Below are 15,576 nucleotides of genomic sequence, written 5' to 3' on the forward strand. Positions count from 1 at the left end.
ACCATTTCTATGTTCCCGTTATGTTGGACCATGTAACGCCTCATCATAAACCGCATAATCATTTTTGCCGTCTTGTTTGATTTGGTACATCGCCTGGTCTGCTTTATGAATCAATGTATCTAAATCAGTTCCTTGATCCGGGGCATGACTGACTCCGATACTCGCCCGGATTGGAATCGTCACATCCGACGTTTGGTACGGGTTCTGATTTAACGTCAGCTGAAGTTCGTGAATGAATGCAAGCACTTCAGAATCTGTTAAATCGACTAAATAAATATAGAACTCATCTCCTCCGACACGGGATGCCAAGCCGACGTCTCGTGCCGAAGCTTCCAACAGTCCACCTAAATGTGTTAAGAAATGATCACCGATTTGATGGCCATACGTATCGTTGACCGCTTTGAAACCGTCCAAATCGATGACCAGCAAAGATAGTCGCGAGGCACTCAGGAGCGCATGGTCTGCTTGTTCATAAAACGCACGGCGATTAGCCAATTTCGTAAGTGGATCATGGTAGGCGAAAAAGCGGATCGTCTGCTCGGCCTCTTTGAACGAATGGACGTCCCGAATGATGATCATCCCATGAATCGTTCGATCGATATCGACAAAGTCCCCATCGATAACGACGTACCGTTCTTGTCCAGACTTCGTCATAATTTTCGTTTCGAACTCTATAAACTTTTTACGTGTCCGAAAGTGTTTGGTGTAGTGTTCCATCCACTCTGCTTTTTTCTTTTCTGGCAACAAATCGACAAACCGTTCATTCACAACGCGGACCGTATGAAACAATGTTCGCGCAGCCGGATTCGCACTTTCCACCCTACCATCCGGGTCAATCAACAAGATAGCGGATGGATTTAAATTATAGAGTGTCCCATATCGTTTAACATAAGAGGTTAAGAAGTCTAAACGATTCATCGCGATGACGAGCGCCACCGCCCAAACGAGCCCTCCATACATATAAGAGTACGGTGGAATAAATCCACGGAATTGAAAATAACCGAACACGATGTCCCACACCAATATGACTAATGCTGTCCAAAATAACATCCGTAATACCCGCTGATGTTCCCTACGTTCTGTTCGTCGTAACGCATAAAAAATAAGAAAGATAATCAGGGTGTGAAAAATATTCCCGACAGTTAAGGTAACCAAATAGGATGAATTGAACTCAGGATAAATCCAAATTCCGACCTGTTCGAACCGTTGACTGTTCGTAATGTTTTCTCTTCGAACGTACGTCAACAAGATTGGAATCAACGGCAAGTAGACAACCCATGGATACAGCCAACGTGGCGCCTTCGCACCGACACCCGTAATGTTCAATATGAAATGAATGGAGAAGATAAAAATCAAGATGCCGGCATTCCCAAACCAATATGTAATGAGTGCGGGACTATATTCAATCGGTGAAAGATGCCGGACAAACTCTGCCAAGAAAAGCATCGAATAGCCGAACACAAACAGGCTCAGCAAACGATGCTCGACTTTATTCGGATTTCGTTGAAAGACATCGAGCGCTAAAAAACCGAGTAAAAATGACGGCAACAAATAGACCGCCAGATAAATAAACATCTCGGTCATGCCGAACCTCCTCACCTGTTCATATTCTTCATTTCGCTATTCTGCTGACTTTCCCCTCTTTAACGTGACAAAAAACGGGATGGTTTACATCCCGTTCTTGTTTCGACCTACTTATAGCGTTTCTTCGATTGGGGTATCTCCTTTAATCAAATCAATCGCTTTGTTCTGAGCGTTCGAATGGTTATGAAGGACATGCACCAAGAACGATGCCACGTCTTCACGTGGAATCTCACCACTACCTTCGAAATTCGTGTTCACTTTGCCCGTTCCCGCGTCATCTGTCAACGCACCCGGACGCACAATCGTATACGTGAGCCCACTTTGTTCTAGTAAACGATCGGCATGATGTTTCGCCACATAGTATGGTTTCATCGAATCAGGCCAAGCTGAACGATCCTCTGCTTTTAAGGCGCTGAGCATAACGAAGTGTTTGATGTTCCCATTCGCTTGTGCCGCCTCGATACTCTTCGCCGCACCGTCTAGGTCAATCAAGAGTGTCTTGTCTGCTCCAGTACTTCCACCAGAACCAGCCGCGAACACGATGGCATCCATTCCATCAATCGCCTTTTGTAAGTCTGCCACTGAACCTTCGAGGTCGCCAAGTACCGCGTTATATCCTTTTGACTTGAAGTCCTCGAGTTGTTCTTCTTTACGCACCATCGCCGTGACTTGATGTTTTCCTTCTTTGTGTAACTTTTCGACCAACTGGTGGCCAATCTGACCGTTTGCACCGATAACAAATACGTTCATCTGTCTTCCTCCTCAAAAATTGAATTCAGAGACAAGCGAAACGCCGGGTAGCTTCTGCTACATCCGGTGCAGAAGCGATGGCGGAGATGACGGCAACACCGTCTGCCCCGTCATCAATAATAGCAGGGACATGATCGGGACGAATGCCCCCAATCCCCACAATCGGCAGCAGTGGATAGTGTCGACGAACTTGTTGAATCAGTTCCGTGCCACGCACAATCCCTGCATCCAGTTTACTTCGCGTCTCATGAATCGGACCGATGCCGACATAATCTGCGAACGGAAGAGCTGCACTGACTTCCTCCATCGTATGGACCGACACCCCTAACCATTTATCAGGTCCTAGCCGTTCTCGAACTTGTTTGGCAGGTAAGTCATCTTGTCCGACGTGGATGCCATCCGCGTCAATCGCGAGCGCCAATTCAACATCGTCGTTGATGATGAACGGGACCTTTGCTTCTCGACATTCATGTTGGAGCGTCCTTGCCATCGCTTCTTTTTCATCTCCATACAATGCATCTTTACCTTTTTCGCGAAATTGAAAACATGTCACACCACATCGAAGTGCCGTTTTGACGGTCGTCACCAAATCGGATGCGTCCGTCGTTCCACACACAAAGTAAAGGCGAAGCTGCTTAGCGAGTACTTGTTTCGTACATGACGTCAATGGTAATCTGTTCTCCTTTCGCTAGGCGATGTCCCCAGTGATTAGTCGGTCCATGACCTTGCCCAATCGATAATCCATGTGCAATCGCCTGATGAATGAATCGTTTTGCGTCAACGACCGCTTGACGTAGTGTCTTCCCATACGCTAGTTCAGCTGTCAATGCGGCAGAGAACGTACATCCCGTCCCGTGCGTATCTTTCGTTTGGATTCGAGGTGCTTTTACGCGGAACGCTTCAGACTCGGTCACGATTAAGTCAACGGCTTCTACATCATTCGAATGTCCGCCTTTGATAATCACGATATCGACGCCAAGGGCTCGAATCACCTGCGCTGCCTTCATCCGGTCTGCCTCGGTCCGAATCTCCATCCCCGCCAACACTTCTGCCTCTGGAATGTTCGGGGTCACGATGGTCGCCTGTGGCAACAGCTTCGTGCGAAGTGCTTCGACCGCGCTAACTTGCAACAAAGAGGCGCCCCCTTTCGCTACCATGACAGGATCGACGACAACATGTTCGAAACGATATCGTTCGAGCGCCTTCGCCACCGCTTCAATTCGTTCAGCGTCCACCAACATCCCGGTTTTACAAGCGGTGATGCTAAAATCATCAGCTACCGCATCGATTTGTCGGGTAATCATTTCCGTGGAAATAGCCTCAATTCCATGGACCCCTAGTGTGTTCTGGGCTGTGATTGCAGTCAGCACGCTCGTCCCGAATACGCCGAGCTCTTGAAACGTTTTGAGATCGGCTTGAATGCCGGCTCCTCCGCCTGAATCAGATCCTGCAATCGTCAAAACTTGAGGTTTCATCATGTCGACACCTCGATTCGATTCGTCGGAATTGTATGTTGCGTCAATTGATGGAGGGCATTTAAAAAGTGAATCGGAAAGTCTCCCGGTCCTTCTGCTCGCTCACTCGCTAGCTCACCGGAATAAGCATAGCCTGACATGGCGGTCACCGTCGCTTTAAGGGCGTTCTTTTCGACTGCTAGACAAGCTCCGACCACTGCACTGAGTAAACATCCCGTACCGGTCGTCTCAGTCATGCGTTTCGTCCCGCCGTGTATTTCCATGACGACGTTCCCGTCGCTGACCATATCTTCTTTTCCAGTCACGGCCACGACACATCCGTATCGTTTCGCTGCTTCAAGCGCCAATTGTCGCGGTTCGCATGCACCGTCTCCAGCATCGACACCACGAGCTGCCCAATCGACACCAATCAACGTCGCGATTTCTCCTGCATTTCCTCGAATGGCCGTGACACGCACGTGACGCAAAATACGTTCGACCACATCTCGTCGGAATGACGTCGCCCCGACTCCGACCGGATCGAGTACAATGGGGCATCCTGCCTCGTTCGCCGCCTGCCCTGCACGAATCATCGTGGCTTCGGTCATCGTACCAAGTGTCCCGATATTTAACACGAGCGCATCACTTATAAATGTCATCTCTGCCACTTCTTCGATTGCATCCGCCATGACGGGAGAGGCACCGATGGCGAGCAGTCCATTCGCCGAAAAATTCGCCACGACTGTGTTCGTGATGTTGTGAATGAGCGGTGCCTGCTTCCGAATCTCACTCCAAATCTCATGTCTCATTGGTTGACCTCCTGTGACAATGTCCACGACTCAAGTGTCCAAGCCATTTCCCAAAAAGCGACTTCGTAATAGCAACTCTTCAAGAACAGTTTCGTATAACGCACACGCTCTTCTTCTGTCGCTTGCCCTGCGAGCTCATCTAATCGATCGATTTGTTCTTCCACCAATTCACGGAACCACTCTGAGCCATACGTCGCAATCCAGGCCGAATAAATCGGATGATCAGGACGCTTGTCTTTAAGACGTTCGCCAATCTCGTAATACACCCAGTAGCACGGAAGGATCGACGCGAGCACGTCCCCGAGTGTCGGTCCTGCCTGTTGCATATGGAGCGCATACGCATAAGCGGTCGGAGCCGGCTCGAATGTCGCCAATTCGACATCCGTCACGTCGAGCATCGTAAAGAACTCTCGATGAAGTGAGAGTTCCGCCTCAATCGTGTGTAAGGCATGTGTTAAAAAACGGCTTGATAGTTCCATCGTCGGTGCGAGCGTCGCCCCCTTCGCCTGCACTTTCGAAAACTGATTCAAATAATAAGAGTCTTGCATGACGTAATGTCTGAACTTCTTCTCATCGAGCGTTCCTTCTCCGAGTGAACGGACAAACGGGTGATGAAAGCTTGCTTCAAACAATCCATCTGCTTCCTGACGTAAGTGATCTGTAAATTTCATATGAACTCCCCCTTATAACAGATAAAAGACGCCGCCTCCCATAACGGAAGCGGCGTCTCGAACAGTCATATCTAGGTGAAGCCATATGAGTCGTTTCGCCCACTTCCCTACGCTAGCGTGAACTAGATCAGGTTCAAAGGGTCTGGACCATGTCCATCTCAGCCGCGTAACGCGACTCCCCTAGTGGCAAACATTATGAAATTCAGTCGTCTTCGACCACATTCTATCAATTTTTTCATCAATTGCAAACCTTTTCCGATCCCGTTTTTCATTCTTCGCTTCGGGAATGGATAAGGAAGCACATTGATAAGAAAAGGATGTGGACAGAATGAATACGATTTTATTGACGATTGCATTACTCTTCATCAGCTTGAACGTGTTTTGGTTTTTCAAACGTTAAACGTATAAACAGACAGGATTTGATGGGAGGTTGTTCGCTCAGTTATTCGTCAGCCTATTTGGTGTCATGTTAGGGTTCACGTTGATTTATTATGCGCTATCTCGCGATTCAGTCATTCTTGTGACCTCACTCGAATCCATGAATGCTGTCGAACCGACTTGGGAAAACCTCCTGTACTTCAGCGGGGTCACCCTACTATCGATTGGCTTTGGTGATTTGTTGCCAATCGGATTGACCCGATTATTCGCTATCATCGAAGGCGCAATCGGTATTTTATTACCGAGTGCCTTCTTCATCAAATCGATGTATCAGAAAGACGAGTGAAGATTTTCTAGCGTCCGGTGATGAGCAAAAACATATTGAACGCGACGAGACCAAGAGGAAGCATCGCAACCAAAATGATTGGCCATTTCTTTAAACGAATGCCGACAAAGAGGACGAGACTTCCGACTAAAAGGGCAATAAATGTCGTATATGGATTCATGAAAAAACGCTCCTTTCTCTATAAGGAGCGTTTCCCGGCTCTCGCCGTCATTAATCGTTCGAATGTCGAAGTGTTGCACATGCAGCACGGACGCGTCTCGCTTCTTCCTCCTGAAATACGAAATGGCCTTGTTCGGCGACGCGTTGCGCGCAAAAGAAAAAGAGTGATTGTAATCGGTCATGCGTGTCCTCAATGGCGCTCAGTTCAGCCGAGGCATACGTCGCCCCGAGCATCTCCCATAACTCTTCCGGTAAATGGTCGCGCATCCCGTCCCCTGACTTCCCAAGATTCACCGAGAAATCTGTCGCATAACCGATGTTCCATTCCATCATCTGACGGAGCATATTCCGCATGATGTCGAGGTGGTCGAGCGCATATAGCACTTGATGCCGCTTGATTCCTTTGACGACATAGAGCGACACCCACCAAAACTCATTCCAACAAGCCGCATACTCGTCAGCAGACGGATGTTTCACACGATACGATGTGTCTGACGGCGTCACATCTGGATGATCATCTCGGTCAAAGATGATTTGACTGAGCGAGTCGGATTCGAGCATCGCTTCAAGTTGATCAACACGCCGAATCGTCAAATCAAGACGGTGTCCGTCTACATATTGCACTAAAAACGTCACATGTCGTTCGGGATCAGACGTCTCAGGTGTCTGCATAATCAAGACCTCTCCAAACATGTCGATCCATGAGCGATCGGTCGCAACCGCTTGAACGTCTTCTACGTAAAAGGCAAGATCGACATCCTGATACGGGTCTGGTCGGATGTTCGGATTGACGAGCGAGCCGTTCAAGACGACCGTTCGGATGTATTCACGTTCTGTTGCGAACGCAACCAGCTGTTCAATGATTTGTTCCGGCTTCATTCTACAATCGCCCCCAATGAGCGCGCGACTTGGATCGCCTGCATCGCGTCTAATTTTGTTTGCTGTAACGTCACGTTCGAAAAATCAACCCCATCGACGAGTGCTCCTCTGAAGTCGGCACTACGGCACACCGCATGTTGAAGTGTCGCCCGGGACAAGTCCGCCTGATACCAAACCGTCTCGGTCAAGTCAGTTCCGTACAGGTCCGCCTCAATTAAACGTACATGGGACCAATCCATCTTTTTGAGCGACACGTGACGAAGATTGACGAACGACCAGTCCCCCTCTTTTACAAGAACGCCTTCAAACTGACTTTCTTCAAAAGATGACCCGGTCATTTTACATTGTTCAAACTCACTCGTGAACAAGTTGGCACCATGAAACTGACAGTTCAAAAACGAACTGCCGACATGACGGGACGCGTTCCATTTCGAATCCGTGAAGTCACAATTGATGAACTGACAGCGCTCCGTTTGTAGTTCTGTTGCATCGACGTATGTGAAACGACAGTTCTCGAACGTGACGTGTGACAGTTCTTCGTCTCGGAGTGTCACGTCACGGAAATCTTCGTCTCGATATTGCGTATGTGGTTGAAACATATGATCTCTCCTTCAGGTATACTAGAACAGATTACAAAGATTGGAAGTGATATAGATGGACATCGTATTTCCGACTGAACACGGCGTCTTCAATTACCGCGTTGCCGGTATTTTTGTAAAAGACGACCATTTATTGATTCACCGAAACGTCCGGGATGACTTTTGGGCATTACCCGGAGGTCGCGTGACGCTCGGTGAAGAAGCCGCAACCGCGCTCGCACGCGAGCTTCATGAAGAGTTGAACATGCATGTGACCGATACCTCGTTCGCTTTCGTGCACGAGAATTTATTTACGTACAACGACCAACCGTTTCATGAGATTGGACTGTACTTTTATGTAGATGGTGACCTCCCGCTCCAAGACGGCGATTTTTACGGACCTGAAGGAGATCACCTGATTTATCGTTGGCAAAAGCTTGACCGTCTCCAAGACGTCACGCTCTATCCAGAAGTATTGGGTCAACTCCCGAACCGTTTGCCAGTTCATTCACTAAACCCGTCTTGAACTTAGAGAAGCGATTTTAACTCATGTAAATGTCGAATCTCATACGTCGTCTCCATCGTCGCGGCCACTTCTTTCGGATTGAACCAGCACGTATCTAGACCATACATCCGCCCACCGGCGATATCTGCCGTGACTGAGTCACCGATAATCAAACCCTTCTCTGGTGCGACATTCGGAATTCGGTCGAAGACATAGTCAAAGAACGGCTTCATCGGTTTTTGCGAGCCGGTCGCATCCGATACGAAGACATCTTGGAAGTACGGCAATAGTCCCGATGACTCTAACCGTTTGAATTGAGTCTCCGTCACACCGTTTGTGACGATATAGAGCGGATAGTCAACGCTCAGCGTTTGTACAATTTCTAACGCACCATCGACCATGTGCACGCCCGCATGTAAATAGTCACGATACCGCTGTTCGACATGTGGCCCATCAACCGTGAGACCGAGCGAATCAAACAGTTTTGTGTGCCGCCCGACGAGTACTTCTTCCCGGTCTACTTCCCCACGTTCGAATGCACGCCATAGACCTGTGTTGATGTCGACATAGCGTGCCTTCACCTCATCCGTCATCCGGACGTTGTAGGATGCAAGTAACTGTTCCAAGGCGACATGTTCACTTTGTTTAAAATCTAGTAGTGTGTCATCAATATCAAATAAAATCGCTTCATATCGTTTCATGGTTCTTTCTAACCCCTCTCTTCGTCTAACTGTACAGGAAGTAGAAACGAACATCAAAAAAGGGAGATAAGCGTAATCTCCCTTTATCTTTTCTTGACGATGAACCGAATGGCTGAAACATCAAACCTCGTCCTCTTTGTTCTTCTTAGACCAAACAAGAAAGAAAATTGCCATTCCGACAAATAAAATCAACATCGAAAAAATCGATTGTTGCTCAAATGGTAAACTTGTGCGGGAAAATGCATACTGAGGTCCGTACAAAAGAATCGGGATGATTAAATTAATCCATGTCTTTGTCCATACAGAGGTTATAAGTAATATGATCACAGCAACTACGAATAATACAAGTTGACCGCTCGAATCGAATGTAACCGTTGGCGTCTCAATGAAAAGATCAAGCACCATCAAGCCGAGAAAAGATAACATTGGCAATGTAGCAAGTAAGGCATAAATTAGTATATTTTTAAATTTGCTTTCTTTTGTGCGAATCGACATCGCTCGGAATGCTTGTGAGGCAGCCAACAAGAAGAGTAAGGCTACTAGTGGAAACCCAACCATTTGAATCGTCGAGAACGTCATCTCACCTTGAATGAAGTTTCCGATGATGATATAAGCGAATAAGTTGAGGATGATCATTGCGATGATTTTCATAAATCCTTTCTTATCGAATGCCATCTCGCGACCAATATATTGCATATAGGATTTCGGACTTTGTCCAATGACATCGTTCACATCCTTCCCTGCTTGCTCCGCTTCTAGCAAGTGATCCTCTAATTCAAAAACAATATCTTTTACCTCAGTCTCAGATTTCCCGCTTGATATCAGGTATACCGACAAATCATCTAAAAAATCACGACTTTTCTTTGAAAGTTCCATGCTTATTCATCCTCCTCAAGTACACGGTTCACACCATTCGATACTTCAGCCCATCGCTGTTTAAAGGCGAGTAATTCCTGTTGCCCAGCTTCTGTCAGAATATAGTACTTCCGCTTTGGACCTCCTGACGGTAAAGTCTTTTGAATCGTTTCGACCCACCCTTCTTTTTTCATACGCAATAATACTGGGTATATACTTCCTTCGCTCACCATTGCGAAGCCATAATTCTGTAGTTTTTCAGACATTTCATATCCATATGTCTCACCTTTACTAATAATGGCTAACAGACACCCTTCAAGCAGACCTTTTAACATTTGACTCATTGCCATGGCGTAACCTCACTTTCAATCAACTATCTTGTTATACATAATAGTAATGGAAACTAACCCCATTTACAACTACTTTGTAAAACAAGTTAGTTACACTTTTGGATGTTTATTTTTCTAAAACAAGTGAATACTTCTTATGGTGAAGAAAAAATAAAGGAGTGTTCAAATATGCACACAGATTTTACGAAAATGTACATCAATGGTGAGTGGATAAGCGGGTCGAGCGAGAAGTCGATTGACAACGTCAATCCGTTCTCGAACGAGACTCTCTTCTCGATTCGTTCAGCGGATGAAGATGACTTGAATCGCGCTTATGAAGCAGCGAAAGCGTCTCAAACGGACTGGGCTGACATGCTTCCGCAAGCACGCCGTGAGTTGATTGAGAAGTTTGCCCAGCTGACGATGGACAATAAAGACCTAATCGTTGACTGGCTCGTGAAAGAGTCTGGGAGTACACGTATCAAAGCGGAAAGTGAATTCGCCGCATCGATGGCCATCATCAAAGAGGCCGCGACGTTCCCATTCCGTATGGACGGGCTCATCAAACCTTCAATCGTCCCGAATAAAGAAAACCGAGTATATCGTAAACCACTCGGGGTCATCGGCATCATCAGCCCGTGGAACTTCCCGCTCCATTTGGCTGTCCGCTCGATTGTGACGGCTCTTGCGACCGGAAATACGGTCGTCGTCAAACCGGCAACAGCGACACCGGTCACAGGTGGGCTTCTTTTCGCATCCCTCTTTGAAGAAGCCGGTCTCCCGAAAGGTGTGCTCAATGTCGTCGTCGGACGAGGATCTGAAATCGGCGATGCGATTGTCGAACATCCGATCCCACGTCTCATCTCGTTCACAGGTTCGACCGAGGTCGGGCAAGGAATTGCGGAGAAGGCAGGTCGTCTGCTGAAGAAAACAGCACTTGAGCTCGGTGGAAATAACGTGTTCGTCGTACTCGACGATGCCGACCTCGACCGCGCCGTCGAATCAGCAGTCTACAGCAAGTTCTTCCACCAAGGACAAATCTGTATGTCGACGAACCGAATCCTCGTCGCTGAATCGATTCACGATGAGTTCGTGGATCGTTACGTTGAGCGCGTTAAACAGTTGAAAGCGGGTGACCCGAACGAAAAAGACACGCAAGTCGGTCCGCTCATCGATCATGACCAAATCGATCGCATTTTAGAACAGATTGAAAAAACGGTCGATGCCGGTGCGAACGTCCATACTGGCGGGACAGCGGACGGCAACGTCCTCGAACCGACCGTCCTCAGTGGTGTAACGAATGACATGCCGCTCGCGAAAAATGAAATCTTCGGTCCGGTCGCGGTCATCCTTTCGTTTAAAGATGACGAAGAGGCGTTACGTCTCTCGAACGAATTACCGTATGGATTGAGCGGTGCCGTCCACGGCTCGGTTTACCGTGCGACCAATTTTGCACGAAAAGTCGAAACCGGTATGATTCACGTCAACGACCAGTCGGTCAACGATGAACCGCACATGCCGTTCGGGGGCGAGAAAAACTCTGGTCTCGGACGCTTCAACGGCGAATGGGTACTCGAAGAGTTCACGACGCTTCAATGGGTGTCCATCATGCATGAACGTCGCGAGTATAAACCGTTCTTTTCTTAATACAGTCAATACGAAAAAACCAGGCTTGTCGGCCTGGTTTTTGTGTTGATTCTTCATTCAATGATTTCACGAAGTCGATTGGGGCTTTTCAATTACGACTTTTCCATGTTCATCTAGGAGAGGTGTCATCCCACTCAATCCTAATCCACTAGTCATTATGTAATGAACGCCCGTATAGCGATCCATGACAATCTTAATGATCCCACCACTCATATGCTGTTTCGACTTCAATACAAATCGTTGTCCCACGACATACCTTCTTCCTCTTTTTCAATTTAGAATGCCTTCACAATCATCTCATATCCCCACGGAACATATACCATTTTTAACCATTTGAATCATTCTAAGAGCTCATTTACACCCTTGATGTGTTCTTCATCAACTTTGAAATACTCACTACTTTCCATACCTTTTGAAAAAATGAACTCGTCGCTGTCAGTTATCCAAAAGTTCACCATCAATTCCATTGTCGATTCAGCCGGATTATTGATGGTCACTACATATTGAGGAAGCCCTTCTGGACGTTCATCGGTGATTGAACTCGTTTCAATAAACATTTTAAATTCCTCAATTTCATCGTCATCCGTCATCCTATTTTCAGAGTACACAATCGTTTGTTCATCAGTATAATTTCCAACAACTAGCTCTCGATCTTGTTGACCACATCCCATTAAAATAAATAACGGGATCACACTGAAGAAGGTAATCATTTTCTTCAAAGACATGTTCTCCCTCCTCCATATTTTAAATACGCTTACATATTATCATAAGCCATACTTTACAAAAAAGACGAACCAGGTCGCATTTCACGCCCTAATTCGTCGACAGTCTAAATCTTTAAGTTAGATTTTCTTCACGAACTCCGACTTCAGTTTCATCGCGCCCAGTCCCTCGATTTTACAGTCGATATCATGGTCACCTTCTACGAGTCGAATCCCCTTCACTTTCGTCCCTTGTTTGACGACAAGCGAGGTCCCTTTCACTTTCAAATCCTTGATCACGGTGACGGTGTCTCCGTCTTGAAGCGGGTTTCCGTTCGCATCTTTGATTTGGGACGCCGCTTCTGCTTCTGCCGCCTCGCTCGGTGACCATTCATAGGCACATTCCGGGCATACGAGCAATGGACCATCCTCGTACACATAAGATGATTGGCATTTTGGGCAACTTGGGTACTCAGTCATAATGTTTCCTCCATTCGATTCACTCGTTCCAGTATATCGTATGGTGGCTAAGTCTTTCTAGACCGTTCATTCTTCTGTAGGCGATGCAGGGCCTTCTAAATCAAGTTGATAAAACGATAAATCAAGCCATTTTCCGAACTTATATCCGGCCTTTCGAATCGTACCGGAATGAACAAATCCAACTTTTTCATGAGCACGAATACTCGTCACGTTCGACGCGTCAATTCCCCCAATGACCGTCTTCATCCCTCTCGTTTCGGCGATACGGATGATTTCTTTTAAGAGCTTGTTACCGATTCCTTTCCCGCGATAACCGGGATGCACATACACGGAATGTTCGACCGTGTAATGGTATGCCGGCCATGGACGGAACGGTCCGAACGTCGCAAATCCCATGACGACATCATCCTCTACCCATACGATGACCGGACAGTCTTGCACTTTCTTTTCCTCATACCAGGCCACTCGATTCTCGAGCGTCACCGGTTCATAATGATAGACGGCTGTACTGTTCACAATTGCGTCATTATAAATATGTAAAATCATTTGAAGATCATCTCGGCGACAGTTGCGAATCATCCCCACACCTCCTCTTCGTTTTTTTCATTATACGAATCTCATCTTCAAAAGACACGAAAAAAGTGACCGGTTAATCAAACCGGTCACTTCGGTCATGCGGCCAAGCGGTCACACATCGAGGCACATTCTGTACAGACTCGCGCGCATTCCTGACAATGTGCATGCTTATGTTTCTCGCACTCTTGTGCACATGCTTTACAGATGATTGCACAAGCTCGAGCAAGTTCCGGAACAAATGCCGAATCACGCGTCATCGCCTCAGCAAGAAACGAACAGGCAGCAGCACATTCTCGGTCGAGTCGAATACAATCGACCATCATCTGTACATCTTTTTCCTCTAAACAAGATTCTAGACAATAGTTGCATGTCTCCACACATTCATGGAGCATTTCGAGTTCATTCGCATAAATTCGATGAGCCATACATCATTCCCCTTTCTCTTCTCCTTAAGCTCTTGACACGTTACTCTTCTTCCCTAATCGACAAAAGAAAAACGACCCGCTTCAAGAATCCGGATCGTTCACGAACTTGCGATATAAGCACGCAATTCGATTGAGAAACGTCGCATCATATTGTTTCGGCATGAAACGAAAGCGATAAAGACGATACATCCGTTTCAAATCTTCCCACTGATGATCGATTTGCTGGCCTTGTCTGAATCGTGCCAAATCGATTAAAAAAATTTGTCCGTTCGGGGTCAAAATAATATTTCTCAAATGAACGTCCGATGGGGTCAATCCGAGTAGCCTCGCTTGACGAAGTGATTCGTCCACTGCACTGATGTAAGTCGAATCAATCCAAATCCCCTCCGTCAGACACTCAAATAGCGTCTTTCCTTCGATGTAATCCATCACTATATATGACGCACCGGACTCATAGCACTTCGGAAAGTAAGGAAGTCCCTTTAGTTTTTCATAGATGGCCGCTTCTTCGGTTGCGATTTGTTCGTAACCTGGGAAGAACACTTTAATGACACGATCCTTTTCCTTTAAACGAAACACGGCCGCACTTCTTCCAATCCCATGTAAATGAAGCTCTGGGTGCATCGCCATCACCTGAAACGAGTCGCCTATCCGATCGAAGGTGACGTCCGCATATTGTTCATAGTTACTCATCTGTCACGCCTCTTTTCTGTTTCTCATTATTATCATAGCTTATTCAAGCTCATTTGACTCTAAAATCCGCTTGGATGATCGCCAAGTGACGTTCTTTCTCTAAAGACGTATAATGAATGGCGAGTGAAAACTAAGGAGGAGTTATTATGCAACGCATCGCTTTAACAGAGGAACTATCATTTTCACGTGTCGTTCACGGAATGTGGCGTCTCGCTGATTGGGATATGACCCCGCAGGAACGCCTTACATTCATCGAACAATGTATCGAACTCGGCATCACAACTTTTGACCATGCTGACATTTATGGGGGTTATACATGCGAAGGGTTGTTTGGGGAAGCGTTAAAACTCAAACCTGAACTCCGTGACCAAATGGAGATTGTTACAAAAACGGGCATCAAATTGACAGGATCATTCAATCCGGGTCAAACGCTCAACTATTACGATACGACTAAAGAACATATCATCGCGCAAGCGGAACGGTCGTTGAAAGAACTCGCCATTGATTATATCGATACGCTACTCATCCACCGTCCAGACCCGTTGATGAATCCGGATGAAGTCGCTGAGGCGTTCATCACGTTACGCGATAGCGGTAAAGTACGCGAGTTTGGTGTATCCAACCATGTACCAGCCACACAGAACTTGCTCCAATCACGTTTGCCGTTCCAACTCGTGACAAATCAACTTGAACTGTCTCCGATGCAATTGAAGCACTTCGAGGATGGATCCGTTGACCTTTGTCATGAAAAACGGATGCCACTCATGGCCTGGAGTCCACTAGCCGGAGGTCAGCTCTTCAAAGATGAACAGTATGCGCCACTTCGTGAAAAACTTGAAGACATTCGTTCACGTCATAACGCGAGCGGGATTGACTCAATCGTGTATGCATGGCTTATCAAACATCCGGCGAACATCATGCCGATCATCGGATCAGGAAAAATCGAGCGTGTTCAGACAGGTGTCGATGCTCTTCAAATCGACCTCACACGTGAAGAATGGTTTGAAATTTTGAAGGCGGCACGCGGTCGAGATGTTGATTGAAGGAAACTTCATC

The 15,576-nt window shown here is 46.8% G+C and carries 22 protein-coding genes and 1 riboswitch; of the genes, 4 read left to right on the top strand and 18 right to left on the bottom strand.

Going from position 1 to position 15,576, the window contains the following annotated elements; translation table 11 throughout:
- Positions 1–18 precede the first annotated feature (18 nt).
- The 6 genes from KNO98_RS07995 to tenA form a co-directional block, all read right to left on the bottom strand.
- Positions 19–1,584, bottom strand: coding sequence for a diguanylate cyclase domain-containing protein (locus KNO98_RS07995; RefSeq protein ID WP_214700396.1), 1,566 nt, complete (start codon positions 1,582–1,584; stop codon positions 19–21).
- Between the two features lie 111 nt (positions 1,585–1,695).
- Positions 1,696–2,334, bottom strand: a complete 639-nt coding sequence (locus KNO98_RS08000; protein WP_026824911.1) for an SDR family oxidoreductase — start codon at positions 2,332–2,334, stop codon at positions 1,696–1,698.
- Positions 2,335–2,359: 25 nt separating this feature from the next.
- Positions 2,360–3,001, bottom strand: a complete 642-nt coding sequence (gene thiE / locus KNO98_RS08005) for a thiamine phosphate synthase (RefSeq protein ID WP_214700398.1) — start codon at positions 2,999–3,001, stop codon at positions 2,360–2,362.
- Positions 2,970–3,809, bottom strand: a complete 840-nt coding sequence (gene thiD / locus KNO98_RS08010) for a bifunctional hydroxymethylpyrimidine kinase/phosphomethylpyrimidine kinase (RefSeq protein ID WP_214700400.1) — start codon at positions 3,807–3,809, stop codon at positions 2,970–2,972. Before thiD ends, thiE begins: the two co-directional genes overlap by 32 nt.
- On the bottom strand, positions 3,809–4,597 hold the full coding sequence (thiM, locus tag KNO98_RS08015; protein ID WP_214700401.1) for a hydroxyethylthiazole kinase: 789 nt from the start codon (positions 4,595–4,597) through the stop codon (positions 3,809–3,811). Before thiM ends, thiD begins: the two co-directional genes overlap by 1 nt.
- Positions 4,594–5,268 (bottom strand): thiaminase II, encoded by a 675-nt coding sequence (tenA, locus tag KNO98_RS08020; RefSeq protein WP_026824908.1) that lies wholly within the window; start codon positions 5,266–5,268, stop codon positions 4,594–4,596. The genes thiM and tenA overlap by 4 nt, the downstream gene beginning before the upstream one ends.
- Before the next feature lie 87 nt (positions 5,269–5,355).
- Positions 5,356–5,460, bottom strand: a riboswitch (TPP riboswitch).
- Positions 5,461–5,698: 238 nt separating this feature from the next.
- Here tenA and KNO98_RS08025 point away from each other — a divergent pair.
- On the top strand, positions 5,699–5,992 hold the full coding sequence (locus KNO98_RS08025; protein ID WP_251129531.1) for an ion channel: 294 nt from the start codon (positions 5,699–5,701) through the stop codon (positions 5,990–5,992).
- A 7-nt stretch (positions 5,993–5,999) separates the two neighbouring features.
- Here the strand turns inward: KNO98_RS08025 and KNO98_RS08030 are convergent, their stop codons facing one another.
- Genes KNO98_RS08030 through KNO98_RS08040 form a run of 3 tightly spaced genes read right to left on the bottom strand, consistent with a single transcriptional unit; the run spans position 6,000 to position 7,629 of the window.
- The gene (locus KNO98_RS08030; protein WP_012727577.1) at positions 6,000–6,152 is read right to left on the bottom strand and encodes a hypothetical protein; all 153 of its coding nucleotides are present in this window, start codon (positions 6,150–6,152) and stop codon (positions 6,000–6,002) included.
- A gap of 50 nt (positions 6,153–6,202) precedes the next feature.
- On the bottom strand, positions 6,203–7,030 hold the full coding sequence (locus KNO98_RS08035; protein WP_214700402.1) for an aminoglycoside 6-adenylyltransferase: 828 nt from the start codon (positions 7,028–7,030) through the stop codon (positions 6,203–6,205).
- Complete coding sequence (locus KNO98_RS08040) at positions 7,027–7,629, bottom strand: pentapeptide repeat-containing protein (protein WP_214700403.1); 603 nt, start codon at positions 7,627–7,629, stop codon at positions 7,027–7,029. The genes KNO98_RS08035 and KNO98_RS08040 overlap by 4 nt, the downstream gene beginning before the upstream one ends.
- 55 nt (positions 7,630–7,684) lie before the next feature.
- Here KNO98_RS08040 and KNO98_RS08045 point away from each other — a divergent pair, with 55 nt between their 5' ends.
- Positions 7,685–8,134 (top strand): NUDIX hydrolase, encoded by a 450-nt coding sequence (locus KNO98_RS08045; RefSeq protein WP_214700404.1) that lies wholly within the window; start codon positions 7,685–7,687, stop codon positions 8,132–8,134.
- Between the two features lie 2 nt (positions 8,135–8,136).
- Here the strand turns inward: KNO98_RS08045 and KNO98_RS08050 are convergent, their stop codons facing one another.
- The 3 genes from KNO98_RS08050 to KNO98_RS08060 all read right to left on the bottom strand — a co-directional run bounded on the left by KNO98_RS08050 (position 8,137) and on the right by KNO98_RS08060 (position 10,019).
- Positions 8,137–8,814 carry a YjjG family noncanonical pyrimidine nucleotidase gene (locus tag KNO98_RS08050; RefSeq protein WP_214700405.1) on the bottom strand — a complete coding sequence of 226 codons (678 nt, stop codon included), beginning with the start codon at positions 8,812–8,814 and terminating at the stop codon, positions 8,137–8,139.
- 120 nt (positions 8,815–8,934) lie between these two features.
- A complete protein-coding gene (locus KNO98_RS08055; RefSeq protein WP_214700407.1) occupies positions 8,935–9,690 on the bottom strand; it encodes an HAAS domain-containing protein in 756 nt (251 codons plus the stop codon).
- 2 nt (positions 9,691–9,692) lie between these two features.
- On the bottom strand, positions 9,693–10,019 hold the full coding sequence (locus KNO98_RS08060) for a PadR family transcriptional regulator (RefSeq protein ID WP_214700408.1): 327 nt from the start codon (positions 10,017–10,019) through the stop codon (positions 9,693–9,695).
- A 168-nt stretch (positions 10,020–10,187) separates the two neighbouring features.
- Here KNO98_RS08060 and KNO98_RS08065 point away from each other — a divergent pair, with 168 nt between their 5' ends.
- Positions 10,188–11,645, top strand: a complete 1,458-nt coding sequence (locus KNO98_RS08065; RefSeq protein ID WP_214700409.1) for an aldehyde dehydrogenase family protein — start codon at positions 10,188–10,190, stop codon at positions 11,643–11,645.
- A gap of 66 nt (positions 11,646–11,711) precedes the next feature.
- On the opposite strand, the gene KNO98_RS08070 is transcribed toward KNO98_RS08065, so the two are convergent.
- The 6 genes from KNO98_RS08070 to KNO98_RS08095 form a co-directional block, all read right to left on the bottom strand.
- Positions 11,712–11,894, bottom strand: coding sequence for a DUF6440 family protein (locus KNO98_RS08070; protein ID WP_026824899.1), 183 nt, complete (start codon positions 11,892–11,894; stop codon positions 11,712–11,714).
- Positions 11,895–11,983: 89 nt separating this feature from the next.
- Positions 11,984–12,370 carry a hypothetical protein gene (locus tag KNO98_RS08075; RefSeq protein WP_214700410.1) on the bottom strand — a complete coding sequence of 129 codons (387 nt, stop codon included), beginning with the start codon at positions 12,368–12,370 and terminating at the stop codon, positions 11,984–11,986.
- 117 nt (positions 12,371–12,487) lie between these two features.
- Complete coding sequence (locus tag KNO98_RS08080; RefSeq protein ID WP_026824897.1) at positions 12,488–12,826, bottom strand: zinc ribbon domain-containing protein YjdM; 339 nt, start codon at positions 12,824–12,826, stop codon at positions 12,488–12,490.
- Between the two features lie 66 nt (positions 12,827–12,892).
- Positions 12,893–13,405, bottom strand: coding sequence for a GNAT family N-acetyltransferase (locus tag KNO98_RS08085; protein WP_026824896.1), 513 nt, complete (start codon positions 13,403–13,405; stop codon positions 12,893–12,895).
- A 92-nt stretch (positions 13,406–13,497) separates the two neighbouring features.
- The gene (locus tag KNO98_RS08090; RefSeq protein WP_026824895.1) at positions 13,498–13,827 is read right to left on the bottom strand and encodes a four-helix bundle copper-binding protein; all 330 of its coding nucleotides are present in this window, start codon (positions 13,825–13,827) and stop codon (positions 13,498–13,500) included.
- A gap of 81 nt (positions 13,828–13,908) precedes the next feature.
- The gene (locus KNO98_RS08095) at positions 13,909–14,520 is read right to left on the bottom strand and encodes a serine/threonine protein kinase (protein ID WP_026824894.1); all 612 of its coding nucleotides are present in this window, start codon (positions 14,518–14,520) and stop codon (positions 13,909–13,911) included.
- Positions 14,521–14,666: 146 nt separating this feature from the next.
- On the opposite strand from KNO98_RS08095, the gene KNO98_RS08100 reads away from it, so the two are divergent.
- Positions 14,667–15,563 carry an aldo/keto reductase gene (locus KNO98_RS08100; protein WP_026824893.1) on the top strand — a complete coding sequence of 299 codons (897 nt, stop codon included), beginning with the start codon at positions 14,667–14,669 and terminating at the stop codon, positions 15,561–15,563.
- The last annotated feature ends 13 nt before the right edge of the window (positions 15,564–15,576 follow it).

This window comes from Exiguobacterium sp. s57 (assembly GCF_018617685.1).
GTDB lineage: Bacteria > Bacillota > Bacilli > Exiguobacteriales > Exiguobacteriaceae > Exiguobacterium > Exiguobacterium marinum.

Excerpts from the sequence above, each read along its gene's own strand:
- KNO98_RS07995 (WP_214700396.1), bottom strand. The coding sequence starts at position 1,584 with ATGACCGAGATGTTTATTTATCTGGCGGTCTATTTGTTGCCGTCATTT.
- KNO98_RS08000 (WP_026824911.1), bottom strand. The coding sequence starts at position 2,334 with ATGAACGTATTTGTTATCGGTGCAAACGGTCAGATTGGCCACCAGTTG.
- thiD (WP_214700400.1), bottom strand. The coding sequence starts at position 3,809 with ATGAAACCTCAAGTTTTGACGATTGCAGGATCTGATTCAGGCGGAGGA.
- thiM (WP_214700401.1), bottom strand. The coding sequence starts at position 4,597 with ATGAGACATGAGATTTGGAGTGAGATTCGGAAGCAGGCACCGCTCATT.
- tenA (WP_026824908.1), bottom strand. The coding sequence starts at position 5,268 with ATGAAATTTACAGATCACTTACGTCAGGAAGCAGATGGATTGTTTGAA.
- KNO98_RS08030 (WP_012727577.1), bottom strand. The coding sequence starts at position 6,152 with ATGAATCCATATACGACATTTATTGCCCTTTTAGTCGGAAGTCTCGTC.
- KNO98_RS08035 (WP_214700402.1), bottom strand. The coding sequence starts at position 7,030 with ATGAAGCCGGAACAAATCATTGAACAGCTGGTTGCGTTCGCAACAGAA.
- KNO98_RS08040 (WP_214700403.1), bottom strand. The coding sequence starts at position 7,629 with ATGTTTCAACCACATACGCAATATCGAGACGAAGATTTCCGTGACGTG.
- KNO98_RS08045 (WP_214700404.1), top strand. The coding sequence starts at position 7,685 with ATGGACATCGTATTTCCGACTGAACACGGCGTCTTCAATTACCGCGTT.
- KNO98_RS08050 (WP_214700405.1), bottom strand. The coding sequence starts at position 8,814 with ATGAAACGATATGAAGCGATTTTATTTGATATTGATGACACACTACTA.
- KNO98_RS08055 (WP_214700407.1), bottom strand. The coding sequence starts at position 9,690 with ATGGAACTTTCAAAGAAAAGTCGTGATTTTTTAGATGATTTGTCGGTA.
- KNO98_RS08060 (WP_214700408.1), bottom strand. The coding sequence starts at position 10,019 with ATGGCAATGAGTCAAATGTTAAAAGGTCTGCTTGAAGGGTGTCTGTTA.
- KNO98_RS08065 (WP_214700409.1), top strand. The coding sequence starts at position 10,188 with ATGCACACAGATTTTACGAAAATGTACATCAATGGTGAGTGGATAAGC.
- KNO98_RS08075 (WP_214700410.1), bottom strand. The coding sequence starts at position 12,370 with ATGTCTTTGAAGAAAATGATTACCTTCTTCAGTGTGATCCCGTTATTT.
- KNO98_RS08080 (WP_026824897.1), bottom strand. The coding sequence starts at position 12,826 with ATGACTGAGTACCCAAGTTGCCCAAAATGCCAATCATCTTATGTGTAC.
- KNO98_RS08085 (WP_026824896.1), bottom strand. The coding sequence starts at position 13,405 with ATGATTCGCAACTGTCGCCGAGATGATCTTCAAATGATTTTACATATT.
- KNO98_RS08090 (WP_026824895.1), bottom strand. The coding sequence starts at position 13,827 with ATGGCTCATCGAATTTATGCGAATGAACTCGAAATGCTCCATGAATGT.
- KNO98_RS08095 (WP_026824894.1), bottom strand. The coding sequence starts at position 14,520 with ATGAGTAACTATGAACAATATGCGGACGTCACCTTCGATCGGATAGGC.
- KNO98_RS08100 (WP_026824893.1), top strand. The coding sequence starts at position 14,667 with ATGCAACGCATCGCTTTAACAGAGGAACTATCATTTTCACGTGTCGTT.